13 protein-coding genes are annotated in these 19938 nt (G+C 64.4%); 9 read left to right on the top strand and 4 right to left on the bottom strand.

The features are described from left to right. Nucleotides 1-76: 76 nt before the first annotated feature. Entirely contained in the window at nucleotides 77-2770 is a 2694-nt protein-coding gene (aceE, locus tag AC1Z32_RS18995) for a pyruvate dehydrogenase (acetyl-transferring), homodimeric type (RefSeq protein ID WP_483480058.1), read from the bottom strand. A gap of 282 nt (nucleotides 2771-3052) precedes the next feature. On the opposite strand from aceE, the gene fixL reads away from it, so the two are divergent. From fixL to AC1Z32_RS18965, 6 genes are all read left to right on the top strand, one after another. Further along, nucleotides 3053-5587, top strand: a complete 2535-nt coding sequence (gene fixL / locus AC1Z32_RS18990) for an oxygen sensor histidine kinase FixL (protein WP_483480057.1) — start codon at nucleotides 3053-3055, stop codon at nucleotides 5585-5587. Beyond that, complete coding sequence (fixJ, locus tag AC1Z32_RS18985; RefSeq protein WP_014190971.1) at nucleotides 5584-6219, top strand: oxygen response regulator transcription factor FixJ; 636 nt, start codon at nucleotides 5584-5586, stop codon at nucleotides 6217-6219. The genes fixL and fixJ overlap by 4 nt, the downstream gene beginning before the upstream one ends. Before the next feature lie 167 nt (nucleotides 6220-6386). Continuing rightward, complete coding sequence (locus tag AC1Z32_RS18980; RefSeq protein WP_483480056.1) at nucleotides 6387-7799, top strand: DUF3300 domain-containing protein; 1413 nt, start codon at nucleotides 6387-6389, stop codon at nucleotides 7797-7799. Nucleotides 7800-7858: 59 nt separating this feature from the next. Next, nucleotides 7859-8761, top strand: a complete 903-nt coding sequence (locus tag AC1Z32_RS18975) for a DUF2950 domain-containing protein (protein ID WP_483480055.1) — start codon at nucleotides 7859-7861, stop codon at nucleotides 8759-8761. A 213-nt stretch (nucleotides 8762-8974) separates the two neighbouring features. Next, a complete protein-coding gene (gene folD, locus AC1Z32_RS18970) occupies nucleotides 8975-9829 on the top strand; it encodes a bifunctional methylenetetrahydrofolate dehydrogenase/methenyltetrahydrofolate cyclohydrolase FolD (protein ID WP_483480054.1) in 855 nt (284 codons plus the stop codon). A 173-nt stretch (nucleotides 9830-10002) separates the two neighbouring features. Further along, the gene (locus AC1Z32_RS18965) at nucleotides 10003-12114 is read left to right on the top strand and encodes a M3 family metallopeptidase (RefSeq protein ID WP_483480053.1); all 2112 of its coding nucleotides are present in this window, start codon (nucleotides 10003-10005) and stop codon (nucleotides 12112-12114) included. A 73-nt stretch (nucleotides 12115-12187) separates the two neighbouring features. Here AC1Z32_RS18965 and AC1Z32_RS18960 read toward each other — a convergent pair whose 3' ends face one another. Next, nucleotides 12188-12406: a hypothetical protein gene (locus AC1Z32_RS18960; protein WP_483480052.1), complete on the bottom strand. Its 219-nt coding sequence runs from the start codon at nucleotides 12404-12406 to the stop codon at nucleotides 12188-12190. A gap of 405 nt (nucleotides 12407-12811) precedes the next feature. On the opposite strand from AC1Z32_RS18960, the gene AC1Z32_RS18955 reads away from it, so the two are divergent. The 3 genes from AC1Z32_RS18955 to AC1Z32_RS18945 all read left to right on the top strand — a co-directional run bounded on the left by AC1Z32_RS18955 (nucleotide 12812) and on the right by AC1Z32_RS18945 (nucleotide 17607). Continuing rightward, nucleotides 12812-14233 carry a DUF2252 domain-containing protein gene (locus AC1Z32_RS18955; RefSeq protein ID WP_483480051.1) on the top strand — a complete coding sequence of 474 codons (1422 nt, stop codon included), beginning with the start codon at nucleotides 12812-12814 and terminating at the stop codon, nucleotides 14231-14233. Nucleotides 14234-14283: 50 nt separating this feature from the next. Further along, the gene (locus AC1Z32_RS18950) at nucleotides 14284-16062 is read left to right on the top strand and encodes a SulP family inorganic anion transporter (protein WP_483480050.1); all 1779 of its coding nucleotides are present in this window, start codon (nucleotides 14284-14286) and stop codon (nucleotides 16060-16062) included. An 84-nt stretch (nucleotides 16063-16146) separates the two neighbouring features. Next, nucleotides 16147-17607, top strand: coding sequence for an MltF family protein (locus AC1Z32_RS18945; protein ID WP_483481682.1), 1461 nt, complete (start codon nucleotides 16147-16149; stop codon nucleotides 17605-17607). Between the two features lie 43 nt (nucleotides 17608-17650). On the opposite strand, the gene AC1Z32_RS18940 is transcribed toward AC1Z32_RS18945, so the two are convergent. Next, the gene (locus AC1Z32_RS18940; protein WP_483480049.1) at nucleotides 17651-18928 is read right to left on the bottom strand and encodes an amidohydrolase family protein; all 1278 of its coding nucleotides are present in this window, start codon (nucleotides 18926-18928) and stop codon (nucleotides 17651-17653) included. Nucleotides 18929-19010: 82 nt separating this feature from the next. Further along, the gene (locus AC1Z32_RS18935) at nucleotides 19011-19859 is read right to left on the bottom strand and encodes a nitrilase-related carbon-nitrogen hydrolase (protein WP_483480048.1); all 849 of its coding nucleotides are present in this window, start codon (nucleotides 19857-19859) and stop codon (nucleotides 19011-19013) included. Between the last annotated feature and the right edge of the window lie 79 nt (nucleotides 19860-19938).

Here is a 19938-nt window from a genome sequence, read left to right as displayed (position 1 = left end):
AGTGTCTCCTGGGTTGCACGCGGGCCTCCTTCCGCTTCGGAAAGAGGCCGCGTCACAACACACGGGGGCGATGCCTTTAGACGGTCATCGGGTTGGGTTTGGACGGGTCGAGGTTGTACTTCTTGATCGCCTCAGCGACGACCTTGCGCTCGATCGTGCCTTCGTCGGCCAGCGCGTTCAACGCGGCCAGCGTCACCCAGTAGCGGTCGACTTCGAAGAAGTGGCGCAGCGCTTCGCGCGTATCCGAGCGGCCGTAGCCGTCGGTGCCGAGCACCACGAACTTCTGCGGCACATAGCCACGGATCTGGTCGACGAGCGCGCGGATGTAGTCCGTCGATGCGATCACCGGACCCTTCGCGTCCTTGAGCAGCGCCGTGACGTGCGGCAGGCGCTTCTCTTCGGTCGGATGCAGCAGGTTGTAGCGCTCGCACGCCTGACCGTCGCGGGCCAGTTCGGTGAAGCTCGGCACGCTCCAGAGATCGGCGCTGACGCCCCAGTCGCTCTTCAGCAGTTCGGCGGCGGCGATCACTTCGTTGAAGATCGTGCCCGCGCCCATCAGCTGGACGTGCGCCTTGCCGGCGGCGTCGGCCTTCTTGAACGCGTACATGCCCTTGATGATGTCCGAAGCCACGGCATCGCCCTGCGGGATCGCCGGATGCTCGTAGTTCTCGTTCATCACCGTGATGTAGTAGTACACGTCCTCCTGCTCCGCGACCATGCGGCGCAGGCCGTCCTGCATGATGACCGCGAGTTCGTAGCCGAAGGTCGGGTCGTAGCTCACGCAGTTCGGGATCGACGCCGCCCACAGCAGCGAGTGGCCGTCTTCGTGCTGCAGGCCTTCGCCGTTGAGCGTCGTGCGGCCAGCGGTGCCGCCCAGCAGGAAGCCGCGCGAGCGCATGTCGCCCGCGGCCCATGCCAGATCGCCGATGCGCTGGAAGCCGAACATCGAGTAGAAGATGTAGAACGGGATCATGATCTCGCCGTGCGTCGAGTACGACGTCGCGGCTGCGATCCAGTCACACATGCCACCGGCTTCGTTGATGCCTTCCTGCAGGATCTGACCGGTTTCCGATTCCTTGTAGAACATCAGCTGGTCGGAATCTTCCGGCACGTACTTCTGGCCTTCCTGATTCCAGATGCCGATCTGGCGGAACAGACCTTCCATGCCGAAGGTGCGCGACTCGTCCGGAACGATAGGCACGACGCGCTTGCCGAGCGCCTTGTCCTTCAGGAGGATGTTGAGGATCCGCACGAACGCCATCGTCGTGGAGATCTCGCGGCCTTCGCCCGTGCCCTTCAACAGCGGCTCGAACGCGGAGAGCGCCGGCACCGGCAGCGATTCCGCCTTCTCGCGGCGCGTCGGCAGATAGCCGCCGAGGTCCATGCGCTTCTGGCGCATGTATTCCAGTTCCTTCGAACCTTCCTCGAACGTGAGGTACGGCACGTCGGCGATCTGCTCGTCGGTCAGCGGCAGACGGAACTGATCGCGGAACTTCTTCAGCGTGTCGATCGGCAGCTTCTTCTGCTGGTGCGTGATGTTCATCGCCTGACCATGCTCGCCCATGCCGTAACCCTTGATGGTCTTGGCGAGGATGACGGTAGGCGCGCCCTTCGTCTTGGTCGCTGCGTCGAAAGCCGCGTAGATCTTGTGCGGATCGTGACCGCCGCGGTTCAGATTCCAGATGTCGTCATCGGACCAGTCGGCGACCAGCGCTTTCAGCTCCGGCGTGTTGAAGAAGTGCTCGCGCACGAACGCGCCCGACTCCGACTTGTACGTCTGGTACTCGCCGTCGACGACCTCCATCATGCGGCGCATCAGCGCGCCGGTCTTGTCGCGCGCAAAGAGCGCGTCCCAGCGGCTGCCCCAGATCACCTTGATGACGTTCCAGCCCGCGCCGCGGAACTCGCTTTCCAGTTCCTGAATGATCTTGCCATTGCCGCGCACCGGGCCGTCGAGACGCTGCAGGTTGCAGTTGATGACGAACACGAGGTTGTCGAGACGCTCGCGGCCAGCCATGCCGATCGCGCCGAGCGATTCCGGCTCGTCCGTCTCGCCGTCGCCGAGGAATGCCCAGACCTTGCGGCCTTCGGTCTTCGCCATGCCGCGCGCCGCCATGTACTTCATGAAGCGCGCCTGATAGATGGCCATGATCGGGCCGAGACCCATCGACACGGTCGGGAACTGCCAGAAGTCCGGCATCAGCCACGGATGCGGATACGACGAGATGCCCTCGCCGCCCACTTCCTGGCGGAAGTTGTTCAGTTGCTTCTCGGTCAGGCGGCCGAGCAGGAATGCGCGCGAGTACACGCCCGGCGAAGAGTGGCCCTGCACGAATACGAGATCGCCGCCGTGATCCTTCGACGGTGCGTGCCAGAAGTGATTGAAGCCGACGTCATAGAGCGTCGCGGCGGATGCGAACGACGCGATGTGGCCGCCGACGTTCGTGTCCTTGCCCGCGCGCAGCACCATGGCGATGGCGTTCCAGCGGGTGTACGAGCGGATCCGGTGTTCGATGTCCTGATCGCCCGGAATCTTCGACTGCGAGGCGACGGGGATCGTGTTGATGTACGGCGTGTTCGCCGAGAACGGCAGGTGCTCGCCGTGTACGCGAGCGAATTCGATCTGTTTCTCGATCAGGTAGTGCGCGCGATTGGGACCGACCGCGGAAATCACGCCATCGAGCGCGTCCAGCCACTCGGCGGTTTCCTGAGGATCGTCGTCCTTGGCGTTGGCGACATATTTGAGAACTTCGTCGGGTACAGCGGACATGCTCGTCTCCTGATGTGAGGAACACTCTGAGAACCGCCGGCGCACGCCCGATCGAAGGCGGGCACTGGCCGCGTGCCGGCAATTCTAAAGAGGGTCCAGACCATGACGCAAGGAATTTTTCAAATCATGAGAGTACATCTCACCATGCGAAAAATTGCTGCAACGCACCGTCCGATAACACTTTTTTGTTCAGATGTTTCTCCTCCTTTTCCCTGAAATCGAGCCTTCTTTACCGTCTTTTTACGCCAATTAACAATCAGGTGCTGCGTTACAATCGCTTCCATGTTGACCGAACGGCTGATCAAACGCTCGGCGAGGTCCGCGCGCAAGCCGACCGACGCCTCGCCCTCCCGCTGGCACCACGGACCGTGGTGGTCGAACTCCTATTTACTCACGCCGCTCATTTCGATCCTGGTATTTCTGGTCGTGATGAGTCTCATCCTCTGGAGCCTCAACCGGCGCGAGCAACAGCAACAGGAAGACACGCTTTACCGGAATGTCGCGTGGGCGCAGCAGCAGATTCGTCTGTCGATGACCGGCGCGCAGGAGCAGATCCAGGCGCTCTCGCGCGATCTCGCGACCGGCCACGGCGACCCGCAAACCTTCCAGACCTCGTCCACCGACATCATGCAGGGGCATCCCGAGATCCTCTACATGAACTGGTACACGAGCGAGCATAAGCCGCGCTGGCCCAACACGCCGCTGCCCGTGCTCGGATCGCGCCTCGCGAAGCCGAACGAAACGCAGATGGACGAAGCCGTGCAGGCCGCATTCGACGAAGCGCGCACCACCCGACGCCAAGTCTACTCGCCACTGCTCTACGACGACCTCGGCAACGGCTATATCACGCTGCAGACGCCGGTCTTTCGCGACCGCGAGTTTCTCGGCTCCATCGCCGCGGTGTTCTCGATCGAAGGCATCCTCAAGCACGACATTCCCAGCGAACTGTCGGCGAAGTACAAGATCTCCATCACCGATCTGAATAACCGCGAACTCGCGACCACGTCGAGCCGCCCGCGCCTGCCGCGCGACATGTTCTACGACCTGCCGCTCGATCCGCCGGGCCAGGGCTTGTCGGTGCGCGTGTATTCGTATCCGCAGCTCACGAACTTCACCAATAACACGCTCGTGTGGCTCGTGGCCGGCTTGTCCTGCTTCGTGCTGTGGAGCTTGTGGAGCCTCTGGAAGCACACGCGCCAGCGCTTCGAGGCGCAGCAGGCGCTCTACGCCGAAGCGTTCTTCCGCCGCGCGATGGAGAACTCGGTGCTGATCGGCATGCGCGTGCTCGACATGCACGGCCGGATCACGCACGTGAATCCGGCGTTCTGCCGCATGACGGGCTGGGACGAAAGCGATCTCGTCGGCAAGAACGCACCGTTCCCGTACTGGCCACGCGATGCGTATCCGGAGATGCAGCGTCAGCTCGACATGACCTTGCGCGGCAAGGCGCCCTCTTCCGGTTTCGAACTGCGCGTGCGCCGCAAAGACGGCTCGTTCTTTCACGCGCGCTTGTACGTCTCGCCGCTCATCGACAGCTCGGGCCGTCAGACCGGCTGGATGTCGTCGATGACGGACATCACCGAGCCCAAGCGCGCGCGCGAGGAACTCGCCGCCGCGCACGAACGCTTCACCACGGTGCTCGAAAGCCTCGACGCCGCCGTCTCCGTGCTCGCCGCCGACGAAGCCGAACTGCTCTTCGCGAACCGCTATTACCGGCATCTCTTCGGCATTCGACCGGACGGCCATCTGGAGCTCGCGGGCGCCGCGTTCGACGGCAGCGCGCAAAGCTCGTCCGACACCATCGACATGGTCGACACCTACGCGGGCCTGCCCGCCACCGCGCTCACAGAGAGCTCGGCAGATGCGCAGGAAGTCTATGTCGACGGCATCCAGAAGTGGTTCGAGGTGCGCCGCCAGTACATCCAGTGGGTCGACGGCCATCTCGCGCAGATGCAGATCGCGACCGACATCACGCAGCGCAAGCAGGCGCAGGAGCTCGCGCATCAGCAGGAAGAAAAGCTGCAGTTCACGAGCCGCCTGATGACCATGGGCGAAATGGCCTCGTCGCTCGCGCACGAACTGAACCAGCCCCTCGCCGCGATCAACAACTACTGCTCGGGCTGCGTCGCGATGGTGAAGTCCGGCCGCATGACGCAGGAAACGCTGCTTCCCGTGCTCGAAAAGACCGCGCAGCAGGCCGTGCGCGCGGGCATGATCATCAAGCGCATCCGCGAGTTCGTGAAGCGCAGCGAGCCCAAGCGCCAGGCCGCGCGCGTCGCGGATATCGTCGCGGACGCGGTCGGTCTCGCCGAGATCGAGGCGCGCAAACGCAAGATCCGCATCCTCACCGAAATCCGCTCGCGCATGCCGGTGATCTACGTCGACCCGGTTTTGATCGAACAAGTGTTGGTCAACCTGTTGAAAAACGCGGCCGAGGCAATGCATGATGCGAAACCAAACGCCGTCGATCCGGTGATACGCGTAGTCGTCCAACGCATGGACGGCGGGTTCGTGCGCATCAGCGTGGTCGATCAGGGTCCGGGCGTGGACGAAGCCACCGCCGAGCGCCTCTTCGAGCCGTTCTACAGCACCAAGTCCGACGGCATGGGCATGGGGCTGAACATCTGCCGCTCGATCATCGAGTCGCATCGCGGACGCCTTTGGGTGGTCAACAACGTCGAAGCGGACGGCCACGTGACCGGCGCGACCTTCCACTGCAGCCTGCCGATCGGCGAGGTGGGCGGCTCGTCGGACACGGGCGGCACGGATGCGCAGGACGAACATACGAGACAACAAACAGTTACGGGAGAACTATGAGCACAGTCACCACCCAGGAAACCGTCTTCGTCGTCGACGATGACGAAGCCGTGCGTGATTCCTTGCGCTGGCTGCTCGAAGCAAACGGCTATCGCGTTCAGTGTTTCTCCAGCGCGGAATCGTTCCTCGACGTCTATTTGCCGATTTCCCATTCCGGCGCGATCTCCTGCCTTATCCTCGACGTGCGCATGGCCGGCATGACGGGTCTCGAGCTGCAGGAGAAGCTCATCGCGGAAAACTCGCTTCTGCCGATCATCTTCGTGACGGGTCATGGCGACGTGCCGATGGCCGTCTCGACCATGAAGAAAGGCGCGATGGACTTCATTGAAAAGCCTTTCGACGAAGCCGAACTGCGCAAGCTCGTGGAGCGCATGCTGGAAAAGGCGCGCAGCGAAAGCACCAGCGTGCAGCAGCAGCGCGCCGCTGCGGAGCGGCTCGGCAAGCTGACGGCGCGCGAGCATCAGGTGCTCGAGCGCATCATCGCCGGGCGCCTCAACAAGCAGATCGCCGACGATCTCGGCATCAGCATCAAGACGGTCGAAGCGCATCGCGCGAACATCATGGAGAAGCTCTCCGTGAACACCGTCGCCGATCTGCTGCGTCTCGCGCTGTCGAACAAGCCGCAACAGTAACCGCTGCATCCTCTCCCTTCGCGGCCGGCATCGTCATGCCGGCCGCGCCTTTACCGGCGCGCTCCCGAGCGAATGCGCCCGCGTCTGCCTCCCTTCAAAGTCCCGTTGTCGGCCGAAGTGAAAAGTGATATTGGCTGAATCACGCCGGCTCTTGTACGGGGGATTCGATGTCGAAACGAATTCGTGTCATTGGTTCGCGTATCGGCACATTGAGAGCGATCGCGCTCGCCGCTACGCTCGCGACGATGCCGCTTCTCGCGGCGTATTCGGGTGACGCGCTCGCGCAGGCCAACGCGCCAGCCGGCCAGAAGCTCACGAACCAGCAACTCGATGCGTTGACCGCGCCCGTCGCGCTCTATCCCGACGCGCTGCTCGCGCAGGTGTTGATGGCGTCGACGTATCCATCGCAGATCAGCGAAGCGGCCGCGTGGTCGAAGGCGAATCCGAACGTCAAGGGCGACGATGCCGTGAAAGCCGTGCAGTCGGAGCCGTGGGATCCGAGCGTGCAGTCGCTCGTCGCATTCCCGCAGGCGCTCGAGACGATGGCCTCCAAGATCGACTGGGTGACACAGCTCGGCAACGCCTTCATCGCACAGCCGAGCGACGTGATGGATTCGGTGCAGCGTCTGCGGCGCGCGGCGCAGAGCGCGGGGAATCTCAAGACGACCGAGCAGCAGAAGGTCGTCGTGCAGCAGGCGCCGAGCAGCAGCACCACGACGATCCAGATCGAGCCGGCCAATCCGCAAGTGGTCTACGTGCCGACGTACAACCCGACGGTCGTCTACGGCACGTGGCCGTATCCGGCGTATCCGCCGGTCTATGTGCCGCCGCCGCCCGGCTACGCGATCGCGTCGGGGTTCATGTCGGGACTTGCGTTCGGCGCGGGGATCGCGGTCGCGAATTCGCTGTGGGGTAATTGCGACTGGAATCGCGGCGATGTGAACGTCAACGTGAACCGCTACAACAATATCAACGTGAACAACCGCATCAGCTCGAACAGCAACAACGTGCGCTGGAACCGCAACGATCCGCAGTTCAACCGGACCAATGTCGCGAACCGGCAGAACACGTTGAACAGCGCGAATCGCGGCGCGAACGCCAACCAGTATCGCGGCCGCGAGGATGCGCGCGCGCAGGCGGCGCAGACCCTGCAGCAGCGCACGGGACAGAACCTCAACGAGCCGGCGAGCCAGCGCGTGCAGAGCATCCGTCAGGAGGGCGGGCCGAACGCGCGCGACACCAGCGATCTGAAGCAGCGCTCGCAGGACGTGAACCGCGACAACGCGCTGCGCGGCGCGGGCGACGGCAACGGTGCGCGGCAGGACACCCAGCGCGGACAGGCGAGCCGGCAGTCGTACGCGAATCAGGCGCAGAACCGGCCCGGCGCGGGCGGCGGCGGCGTGCAGCATCAGGGCGGCGCGGGAGGCGGCGGCGTTCAGCGGCAGCAGCAAGGCGGGCTCGGTGCCGGAGGCGGAGGGGTTCAGCACGGCGGCGGGCTCGGTGCCGGAGGCGGAGGGGCTCAGCACGGTGGCGGCGGGTTCCAGCGAGGCGGCGGCGGTGGCGGAGGTTTTCGCCGTTGATGAGCGCGTCCATCGTCAAACGCCGCGCGAGCGGCGCACGCCAGAACCAGGAGCCCGACATGCAAGCATTCGCCTCATCGAAGAAGCCAGTCCTGTGCGCGATCATCGCCGCTTCGCTCGCGCTCGGCGCATCGCTCGCGCGCGCGCAGGCCGTGTATCCCACCGCCGAAGCCGCGGCAGAGGCGCTCACCGACGCCATCGCGAGCAACGACGAAACCGCGCTCGCCAAGGTGCTCGGCAAAGACCACGGCCGTTACGTGCCGGAAGGCAGCATCGGCGAAGAGGACATCTATGCGTATCTCGGCGCGTGGGCGCAGCAGCATCGCATTGTCGAGGATCCGCAGCCGGTCGACGGCCATCCCGCCGCGCATATCGAGGCGGGCACGAGCGGCTGGACGCTGCCGATTCCGCTCATCAAGGTCGCGAACGGCTGGCGCTTCGACATGCGCGCCGCGCGCGACGAAGTGCTCACGCGGCGCATTGGCCGCAACGAGCGCTCGGCGATGCAGGTCGCGCTCGCGTACATCGCCGCGCAAAGCGACTATCACCAGGCGATGAACCACTACGCCGACCGCCTCGTCTCCACGCCCGGCAAGCACGACGGCCTCTACTGGAAGACCGCGGCCGGCGAGCCGGACAGTCCGCTCGGACCGCTCGCGGCGATGATGCCGAACAAGCCGAGCGCGGCGGACGGCTACTACGGCTATCACTACCGCGTCCTGACCGCGCAGGGCCCGCATGCGAAAGGCGGCGCGAAGCACTTCACGCAGGGCGGCAAGCTGACCGAGGGCTTCGGCCTGATCGCCGCGCCCGCGCGCTACGGCGAGACCGGCGTGATGACCTTCATCGTCAATCAGGACGGGCAGGTCTACGAGAAGGACCTCGGCCCCGCATCGACGAAACGCGCGGCGGCCATCCAGTCGTTCGACCCGGATTCGTCGTGGCAACAGGTCTCGCCGTAGGGGCGGCGACGCACCGGGAACGGGGCATCGGAACGTGAGAAGGCGCCCGGCGGTATAATTTCGCCCTTCTCACGGGCGCGGTTATCGAAGATCGTCGAAATCGAGCGCCCGGCAACATGCGCGAGCGCCGCGCACCGCGGCCGCACAGAGCGGCGGGCACGGCGACGGCTTCACGCCCTCGCGCGCCCTCGCCCATCCTCGATCCGATTCGCCATGACTGCCCAACTCATCGACGGCAACGCCCTTTCCAAGACCCTTCGCGCCGATGTCGCCGCGCGCGCCGCCGCCCTCACCGAACGTGGACACAAGCCGGGACTCGCCGTCGTGCTCGTCGGCGACAATCCCGCCAGCGAAGTCTACGTGCGCAACAAGGTGAAAGCGTGCCACGACAACGGCCTGCACTCGGTGATGGACCGCTTCCCCGCGACCCTCTCCGAAACCGAACTGCTCGCGCACATCGCGAAGCTCAACGCCGATCCGTCGATCCACGGCATTCTCGTGCAACTGCCGCTGCCCGCGCATATCGACAGCCACAAGGTCATCGAGGCGATCGCCCCCGCGAAGGACGTCGACGGCTTTCACGTCGCGAATGCGGGCGCGCTCCTGACCGGCAAGCCGCTGTTTCGCCCGTGCACGCCCTACGGCGTGATGAAGATGTTCGAGGCGCACAAAATCGACCTTAAAGGCGCGAACGCGGTGGTGATCGGCCGCTCGAACATCGTCGGCAAGCCGATGGCGCTGCTCCTGCTCGAAGCCGGCGCGACCGTCACGATCTGCCACAGCAAGACGCGCGACCTCGCGAAGCACACGCGCGACGCCGACGTGATCGTCGCCGCGGTCGGCCGCCGCAACATCGTGACCGCCGACATGGTGAAGCCGGGCGCGACGGTGATCGACGTCGGCATGAACCGCAACGACGAAGGCAAGCTGTGCGGCGACGTCGATTTCGCGGGCGTGAAGGAAGTGGCCGGCCATATCACGCCGGTGCCGGGCGGCGTCGGCCCGATGACCATCACGATGCTGCTCGTCAACACGATCGAGGCGGCCGAACGCGCGGCACGAGCGTAATAAATCGTCTCGCGGCCTGCGCAAAGGGGCCCGGCTAATCGGCCCCTTTAAAACAATCCATTGGAATTTGCCCCGCCCGCCCCAATAATCTCGAGGAGAGCCGGCGCGGGGTGCCCGGATGCCGGGTGCAATCCCCCCGCCTGCGCTTCACCCAACACCAGAACGGGAGAGCCATGAGCGATAACACGTCCACTACGGCGGCGGCCAATCCGCTGCTCGATTTTTCCGATCTCCCGCGCTTCGGCGAGATTCAGCCCGCTCACGTCACGCCGGCGCTCGACGTGCTGCTCGCCGATGCGAAAGCCGCCGTCGACCGCGCGAGCGCGCCCGATACGCCCGCGACGTGGAAGGACGTCGTCGAGGGCCTGGAGCAGGAATCGGAAAAGCTTTCCCGCGCGTGGGGCGTCATCGGCCATCTGAACGCCGTTGCCGATACCCCCGAACTGCGCGCCGCGCATGCGGAAAACCTGCCGCGCGTCACTGAATTTTCGGCGAGCGTCGGTCAAAACCTCGCGCTCTACGAGAAGTACAAGGCGATCGCCGCCGGACCGGAATTCGCCGGCTTGTCCGCCGAGCGCAAGAAGATCCTCGAAAACTCGCTGCGCGATTTCCGTCTTTCGGGCGCCGAACTGCCAGAAGACCGCAAGCCGCGCTTCGCGCAATTGCAGGAAGAGCAGGCGGCGCTCTCGAAGGCGTTCTCCGATCACGTGCTCGATTCCACCAATGCCTACGCGTACATCGTCACGCAGCAAGGCGATCTCGCCGGCCTGCCCGACGACGTCATCGAAGCCGCCCGCGAAGCCGCGCAGCGCGACGGCAAGGAAGGCTGGAAGTTCACGCTGCATTTCCCGTCGTATTTCCCGGTGCTGCAGTATGCCGAGCATCGCCCGATGCGCGAGGCGATGTATCGCGCGTATGTCACGCGCGCGTCCGAGCTCGGCGAAACCTATGGCGATGGCCGTGCCGACTGGGACAACACGGCGAATGTCGTCGAGCATCTGAAGCTGCGCGAGGAAGAAGCGAAGACGCTCGGCTATCAGAACTTCGCGGAAGTGTCGCTCGCGCCGAAGATGGCCGAATCGCCCGCGCAAGTGATCGCGTTCCTCGAGGATCTCGCGAAGCGCGCCCGCCCTTACGCCGAGAACGACTGGATGGAGCTGCGCGCGTACGCCGCGACCGAGCTCGGCATGCCCGAGCTGCAGCCGTGGGACATCGCGTATGCGGCCGAGAAGCTGCGTCAGAAGCGCTACTCGTTCTCCGAGAACGAAGTGAAGCAGTACTTCCCGCAGGAAGCCGTGCTGAAGGGCCTGTTCAAGGTCACGGAGACGCTCTTCAACGTGTCGATCCGCCGCGACGAAGCGGCCGTGTGGAATCCTGATGTTCGCTTCTTCCGCGTCGAGAACAAGGACGGCACGCTCGTCGCGCAGTTCTATCTCGATCTCTACGCGCGCGAAGGCAAGCGCGGCGGCGCATGGATGGACGACGCCCGCTCGCGTCACAAGCGCACGCAAGGCGGCGTGCAGACGCCGGTCGCGTATCTCACCTGCAACTTCTCCGCGCCGGTGGGCGGCAAGCCCGCGTGCTTCACGCACGATGAAGTCATCACGCTGTTCCACGAGTTCGGACACGGCCTGCATCACATGCTGACGCGCGTCGACGAGCTCGGCGTATCGGGCATCAACGGCGTGGAATGGGATGCGGTCGAGTTGCCGTCGCAGTTCATGGAGAACTTCTGCTGGGAGTGGGACGTGCTGACCGACATGTCCGCGCACGTCGACACGGGCGCTCCGCTGCCGCGCGAGCTCTTCGACAAGATGCTCGCCGCGAAGAACTTCCAGAGCGGTCTCGGCACGCTGCGCCAGATCGTCTTCTCGATGTTCGACATGGTGCTGCACACGTCCTACGATCCCGCGAACGCGACCCAGAACGTCAACGACCTTGCGCGCACGATCAACGAGAAGTTCCATGTGATCCCGCAGGCGCCGTTCTCGCGCTGGCCGAACACCTTCAGCCATATCTTCGCGGGCGGGTATGCGGCGGGCTACTACAGCTACAAGTGGGCCGAAGTCCTGTCCGCCGATGCGTACGCCGCGTTCGAGGAAGCCGCGAAGGCCGGCAACGGCTCGGTGCTGGATGTGTCGACGGGCACGCGCTATCGCCGCGAGATTCTCGAAGTGGGCGGCAGCCGTCCGGCTATGGACTCATTCAAGGCGTTCCGTGGGCGGGAGCCGGATATCGACGCGTTGCTGCGTCATAACGGGATGTCGGGACAGGCGATGCATTGAGGCGCCTGGCTTTAGCGAGAAACCCCGGTCCATAGGGCCGGGGTTTTTCTTTGGTTCTTCCGGGCGTCCCGCATCAGTGTTCGTTCTCGTCGCACCATTGACGCGCCCATCGCTGCGCGGCCTCGACCGCATCGGCGTCACTCCGGTAGTCGCCGATGTCGCCGGACCATTTCACTTCGCGTGCATCGTCGGCCGCCGACGTGCGCTGGAATATCTTCGCGCGGGCATAGTAGCGGCCGCCTTCCTCGAGACACGAAGCGTCGATACTAAAGTGCTTGTAATCGAATTTCATGTTCGTCTCCACATCGATGAAAGTGCTCAGGGTCGACTGAGGCAATCCGGCCATCGGCCGCGCGCGGCGTTCCCGCACGAAACGGGAGCCATCCGTCGACATCGAGCACTTTGCCGGTAACAACGGGCTTACTTATCTCGAGCCGGTCAGCCGTGCAGATGATCGGCTCGAGAAGACACTTTGCGCGCGCATGTTCGCTACGCCGCGTCTATCTCTTGATTCAAGGCAACGATATACCTAGTCTTCAAGCATAGGCTTCATGACACGCCGGGCATTTGCGCTGAGTCCGGCATCGTCGCAATGGCGACGGGATGACGGGACAGCCGGCAATCAGCACACCCTTGCGCGGCGCTCGCACTTCGCGTCGGCGCCGCGAAGCACGCCGTGTTTCCGACTGGAGCGGACATGGATAAAGCAGTGAATTCAAAGCATGCCCGTGCGCGCTCCGACTCGGAGACCACCTACCAGTCCGCCGACGACCGCGCCGCTCAGGGCCGCGCGTTGCGCGACTCGGTGCCGCGCCCTTCACAGGCCGGATGGAAGCCGGCCGAGAAGCGCGTCGACCCGGTGAAAATCCTGATCGAATCGAACGAAGGCCGCCTGACGGGGCTGATCCCTGTCCGCTTCGGGCGAATGTCGGCGTCGCCGTTTGCGTTTTATCGCGGCGCGGCCGCGCTGATGGCCGCCGACCTCGCCACCACGCCGACCAGCGGCATCCGGGTGCAGGCGTGCGGAGACGCGCACCTGATGAACTTCGGCGGCTTCGCGACGCCGGAGCGGAACGTGATCTTCGACATCAACGATCTCGACGAGACCCTGCCGGCGCCGTTCGAGTGGGATCTCAAACGGCTGGCGGCGAGCGTGGAGATCGCCGCGGAACATCTGGCGTTCACCCCCAGCGAGGGCGCACGAATGGTCTCGGGGCTGGTGCGCGAGTACCGCGAGCGGATGCGCGACTACGCCTCGATGAGGGCGCTCGATGTCTGGTACGACCGCATCGATCTGCAGAAGTATGAAGACCGCTCGGGCGATCCCGCCGTCATGGCCGAGGTGCGCAAGCGAATCGCGCAGCGCATGGATGATGTGCGCCGCAAGACCATCCCCGATCATCTTTATCCGAAACTCGTCTCGGAAGCGGGCACGCTGCCGAGAATCAAGGACGATCCGCCGCTCATCTTCCATCCGGAGGAAGAAATGGCGCCCGGCGTTGCCTCGGGATATGCAGAGGCGATCGATGCCTACCGAGAGAGCCTCCCCGAGCATGTCCGCACCCTCTTCAACCGCTACAGCTTCATCGATCTGGCGATCAAGGTGGTCGGCGTGGGCAGCGTGGGGACGATGTGCGCCGTGGGCCTGTTCATGGCGGGGAACAACGATCCGCTGTTCCTGCAGGTGAAGGAGGCGCGAGCCTCGGTGCTCGAACCTTATGCGGGCAAGAGCCGGCATCCCAATCACGGCCAGCGCGTGATCGCCGGCCAGCGCATCATGCAGGCCGCCAGCGACGTGTTTCTCGGATGGACACGCGGCAGCAACGGCCGCGATTTCTACATCCGCCAGCTTCGGGACATGAAGATGTCCGTGCTCATCGACGATCTGGATGCGGGTCTGCTGCGGCAGTACGCACGCATGTGCGCGCACGCGCTGGCCCGGGCGCACGCACGCTCGGGCGATGCCGCGATGATCGCGGGCTACCTGGGCTCGGGGCAGACCTTCGACGATGCAATCACCGAATTCGCCACCGATTACAGCGCCCAGAACCGGCGGGACTACCGCGCGTTCGTCCGCGCCATCCGTGAAGGGCGGATCCAGGCGACGATCGAGGAATAGGAGGTCTGCCCCTTAGTGAATCCGACCGGCGGGCCGGAGGAGGTGTTGCCATGAGCGACAAGATGAGTCCGGCCGGCGATATCGCGAAGTCGACCGACCGGGCCGGTGCGCGCGCGAGGTTCCCGATCGCGCAATGGCTGCACGGCTACCAGCCTCGCTGGCTCGCGCACGATGCCGTCGCCGGCGTGACCCTTGCGGCCTACGGCATACCGGTATCGCTGGCTTATGCGACGCTCGCGGGGCTGCCGCCGCAATACGGCATCTACTGTTATCTGGCTGGCGGCGTTGCATACGCCGTATTCGGTTCTTCGCGTCAGCTCGCGATCGGGCCTACATCGGCGATCTCGATGCTCGTCGGCGTGACGGTTGCCGGCATGGCCAGCGGCGACCCGGCTCGCTTCGCGTCGATCGCGGCATTGACCGCGATCCTCGTCGCGGCCATGTGCCTGGCGGCCTGGATCCTGCGTCTGAGTTCACTCGTCAACTTCATCAGCGAGACGATTCTTCTCGGCTTCAAGGCGGGTGCTGCCCTCACGATCGCACTGACGCAATTGCCCAAACTGTTCGGCGTCCCGGGCGGCGGAGACCAATTCTACGAGCGCGTCCTCGTGCTCGCCCGTCAGTTGCCCCAAACGCATTACACCGTGCTTGCCTTCGGCATCGCCGCGCTCGTCCTGCTGCTGCTCGGCGAGAAGTTTCTTCCGGGCCGGCCGGTCGCGCTCGTGGTCGTCGTGTTGTCCATCGTGTTGCTTTCGGCCACGCCCCTGGGCGACATGGGATTCAAGGTCGTGGGCCAGCTGCCGCGCGGCCTGCCGGAATTCCAACTGCCGGGTCTGCGCGTGCGCGATGTGGACGGCATCGTGCCGCTCGCTTTCGCGTGTCTTCTGCTCTCCTACGTCGAAAGCGTGTCGGCTGCGCGGGCCATCGCACGGGCGAACGGTTATGAGATCGATCCGCGTCAGGAACTGCTCGGGCTGGGCGCCGCCAATCTGGCCGCGGGTCTGTTCCAGGGGTATCCGGTGGCGGGCGGTCTTTCGCAATCTTCGGTCAATGACAAGGCCGGCGCGAGGACTCCCCTCGCCCTGGTGTTCGCTTCGGTGACGATCGGCCTGAGCCTGCTGTTCCTGACGGACCTGCTGCGCAATCTTCCGAGCGTCGTGCTTGCGGCGATCGTGCTCGTTGCCGTGAAGGGGCTCGTTGACGTGCGCGAGTTGCGCCACGTCTGGCGAGTCAACCGCTACGAGTTCTTCATTGCAGGCGTAGCCTTCGCCGCCGTGTTGTTGCTCGGCATCCTGCAGGGCGTGATCGTGGCGATGGTCTTCTCGATGCTCCTGCTCATCAGGCGCGCAGCGCACCCGCATGTCGCCATTCTCGGACGCATTCCCGGCACCCGCCGCTTTTCCGATCTCGAACGCCATCCGGACAACGAGACCATTCCGGGCGTGCTGATGTTCCGCGTGGAAACGTCACTCTTCTACTTCAACGTGGAACACGTTCGAGCGATGGTATGGCAAAGCATTCGCGCGAACCCGGTGATGCCTCGACTGGTGATCTGCGATCTTTCGACATCGCCTGTCGTCGATCTTGCCGGCGCGCGCATGCTCGCGACCCTGCACGCCGAACTGCAGGCGGCGGGCATCAGCTTCCGGCTCGTCGAAGCCCACGCGGCGGTGCGGGACATCCTGCGCAAAGAGGGCGTGACAGACCAGGTCGGCGCGCTGGACCGACACCTTGCAGTGGCCGATGTCATCGACGAATTCCAGAGCGGTTCCACTTCATCACCCGAAACGGGGAACGGCGCGCTGCCGGACGGCCGTGCCGTGACGTGACGTGATAAACGAGCCGCAACGGTGCATATGATGCATTTTCATCACGCGTGGCCGGCGACGGGCCTGATCGTCATTGCGCTCCTGATGTGGAGCTCGCCTTGCGCGACGGCACCGCAGGCATCGCCGGCCTCGTCGGCGTCGGCGCCCGCAGCGTCCGCGCCGCCTCGTGCCGGCCCCTCGCGCCGGATCGATCTCACCAACAAGCCCTGGCGCGGCGATTTCGACGCGATGCTCGAACGACGCATGATTCGCGTTCTCGTCCCGTTCAGCCGCACGCTGTATTTCAATGACCGGGGGCATGAGCGCGGGTTGACCGCGGACTTCGTGCGCGACTTCGAAGGCTTCCTCAACAAGACCTATGCTCATCGCCTCGGCAAGCGCCCGATCACGGTCATCATGATCCCCTCCACGCGCGACAAGTTGCTGCCCGGCCTCGTGGAAGGTGTCGGGGATATCGCCGCGGGCAATCTGACGGTGACTCCGGATCGCCTGAAACAGGTCGATTTCGTCACGGCGCATGGACTGAAGCCGACCCGTGAACTCGTGTTGACCGGTCCGAAGTCACCCGCTCTTTCGACGCTCGACGATCTGAGCGGCAAGACCGTGCACGTGCGCCGCTCCAGCAGCTATTTCGACAGTCTGAGCGCGCTCAACAAGCGCTTCGAGCAGGCCGGCAAGCCCCCGATGCGCCTCGTGCCATTGCCGGATGCGCTCGAGGATGAAGACGCCATGGAGATGCTGAACGTCGGCATCGTTCAGATCCTGGTCGTCGATGACTGGAAGGCGAACATGTGGAAGCAGCTATTGCCGGACGTCAAGGTGCACGACAACATCGCGGTGCGTGAGGGCGGGCAGATCGGATGGGCCATCCGCAAGCAAAGTCCTCAGTTGCAGGCGGTGGTAAGCAACTTTTACGACAACTTCATCAAGAAGCAAAGCGTCGCGCAGGTGCGCCTCAAACAGTACATGCAAGGGATCAAACAGATCCATGACAACACCGAGACCGAGGAACTCAAGCGCTTCAGACAGACCGTGGCTTTCTTCGACCAGTACGGCCAGCAATACCATTTCGATCCGCTGATGCTCGCGGCCCAGGGATTTCAGGAGTCGCAGCTGAATCAGGACGCGAAGAGCCGGGTCGGCGCGGTCGGTATCATGCAACTGATGCCGGCTACCGGAAAATCGCTCGACGTCGGCGACATCAAGCTAACGCAGTCCAATATTCATGCGGGTGCGAAGTACCTCGACCAACTGATGACACGCTACTTCCAGGATGCCCATTTCTCCGAAGTGGACAGGCCGCTGTTCGCCTTCGCCAGCTATAACGCCGGGCCGGGGAACATCGCGAAGATGCGCAAGTTGGCTGCCGAGCGCGGTTTCGATCCCGATGTCTGGTTCAACAACGTGGAGGTCGTCGTGGCCGAGAAGATCGGCATCGAGACGACGACCTACGTGAGAAACATCTACAAGTACTACGCTTCCTATCGTCTACTCAAGGAAGCGAATGCGGAGAAGGCCCGCGCAGTGAAACAACTGAATCGCTGAGCGTTTCGTGCGGGCCGGGTTTCTCCGCGAGAAAACCGCCTCTCTATCGCCTGTCGATCCTGAAGTCGACCTCCGAAGGCCGTCCTTCCAGCGCAAGCATCGCGCGCACGGCGGGACTGCGGCTCACCACCTTCCCCCTCCTCACCACCGCCGTGCGCGCCGCCCTCAGCCGGATCGCCTCGATCGGGTCGCGCGCATCGAGCACGACGCAATCGGCGTTGCATCCCACTTCGATCCCATAGCCCTCCAGCCCGAGAATGCGCGCCGGGTTCTTCGTCACCGCATCGAAGCATGCGCGCATTGCGTCCACGCCTGTCATCTGAGCGACATGCAGGCCCATGTGCGCGACTTCGAGCATGTCGCCGGAGCCGAGGCTGTACCACGGATCCATCACGCAATCGTGGCCGAACGCGACGTCTATGCCCGCCGCCATCAGCTCCGGCACGCGCGTCATGCCCCTTCGCTTTGGATACGTGTCCGAGCGCCCTTGCAGCGTGATGTTGATGAGTGGATTGGCGACAGCAGACACGCCCGCCTCGCGCATCAGCGGAATCAGCTTGCTGACGTAGTAGTTGTCCATCGAATGCATCGATGTGAGATGCGAGCCGGTCACGCGTCCGTGCAGGCCGAGGCGATGCGTTTCAGCCGCGAGCGTTTCGATGTGCCGCGACATGGGATCGTCGGATTCGTCGCAGTGCATGTCGACGCGCAAGCCCTGCTCCGCCGCGTACTCGCACAGGAGCTTCACGGATGCCGCGCCGTCGGCCATCGTGCGCTCGAAGTGCGGAATGCCGCCGACGACATCGACGCCCAGCGCGATCGCGCGCTTCAGGTTTTCGAACGCGCCCGCGCTGCGCAACACGCCGTCCTGCGGAAACGCGACGAGTTGCAGATCGAGGTACGGCTTCACGCGCCGCTTCACTTCGACGAGCGCTTCCACCGCGAGCAGGCGCGGATCGCAGACATCGACATGAGAGCGGATTGCGAGCAGCCCGCGCGCGACGGCCCAGTCGCAATACTGCATCGCGCGCTCGACGAGCGCTTCCTGCGTGAGATCGGGCTTCAGTTCGCCCCACAGCGCGATGCCTTCCAGCAGCGTGCCCGACGCGTTCACGCGCGGCAAGCCGTAGGAGAGCGTCGCGTCCATGTGGAAATGCGCGTCGACGAAAGGCGCGGTGACGAGCGAGCCGTTCGCATCGATTTCCTCGCGCGCCGCGGCCGCGAGATGCGGCTCGATTGCGGCGATGCGTCCCGCTTCCATGCCGATATCGACAAGCTCGCGCGAGTCCGCGAGCGCCGCGCGGCGAATGATCAAATCCATGTGCGAAACCTCCGTCCCTGGCTGTTCTGCCAATTCGTTCGTCCGATTGTATCGGGACAGAAATGCCGTGCGGAGGATCGATTCAACGTATCGCGCGATTGCGTCCGATCATCGCGAAACTGAGCGGCAGCGAACCGCGCGGCCTCGCGCGTTCCGTTTCCGGCGTGAGCGGATACGCATTGCCTTGACGCGCGAGCGGCGCGTAGAGATCGGGCCGGCGCGCGGCCAATGCCTGCTGGCCGATGCTCGCCTCGGCCAGCGACGGGCTCACGTCCGCGACGATGAGGCCTTCGTGCGCCGTCGCGCGGCACGCGAGCACGCGGCCATCGGGGCCGACGATCATCGACTCCTCGCCGGCCGCGTGGCTGTATGCGATGTACATGCCGTTGTCGGCTGCGCGCGCGGCGAGCGTCGCGCGATGCGATCGGTCGCCGCGCATCGGCGCGATGAGGAGCGTCGCGCCCATGAGCGCCGTCATCCGCACATTCTCGACGACATCGTTGTCCTCGCCGATCAGTATGCCGATCCGCACACCGAAAGGCGCATCGAGCACCGTGAAGCAGTTGCCGCCGTGAAGGCGCGGATGCGCCGCATGCAGCTTGCGATGTCGCGCGCGCATGCCGCCCGCAAAGCAGATCGCGTAACTGTCGTAGAGCCGTCCGTCCTCCGTGCGCTCGAGCCAGCCGACGCCCGCCGCAACGCCGGTTTCATCGACGGCGGCGGCGATCGCGTCGATCGAAGGACCGTCGAAAGGCTCGGCGCGCGCTTCTTCGTGCGGCGCGCTGATGCTCGACTGGGGAAACACCGCGAGCTGCACGTCCTCACGCGCGGCGTGCGCGAGTCGCGCGGCAATATGCGAGCATTTGCGCGCGTTATCTTCATGCGATGAATTCAACGCGAGCACAGCGACACGAAACGAAGCGGCATTCATGCGAAACCCCGGCGAAAACGAGTAGATAACCTCATTGAAACGCTCGCGGATCGATAAGTAAAATGAATGTTTCGATCGA

The sequence above is a fragment of the Caballeronia sp. 11_S32 genome, from assembly GCF_056930355.1.
Note: the sequence above shows the minus strand (reverse complement) of the source record. Positions and strands in the feature narration are given on the sequence as shown.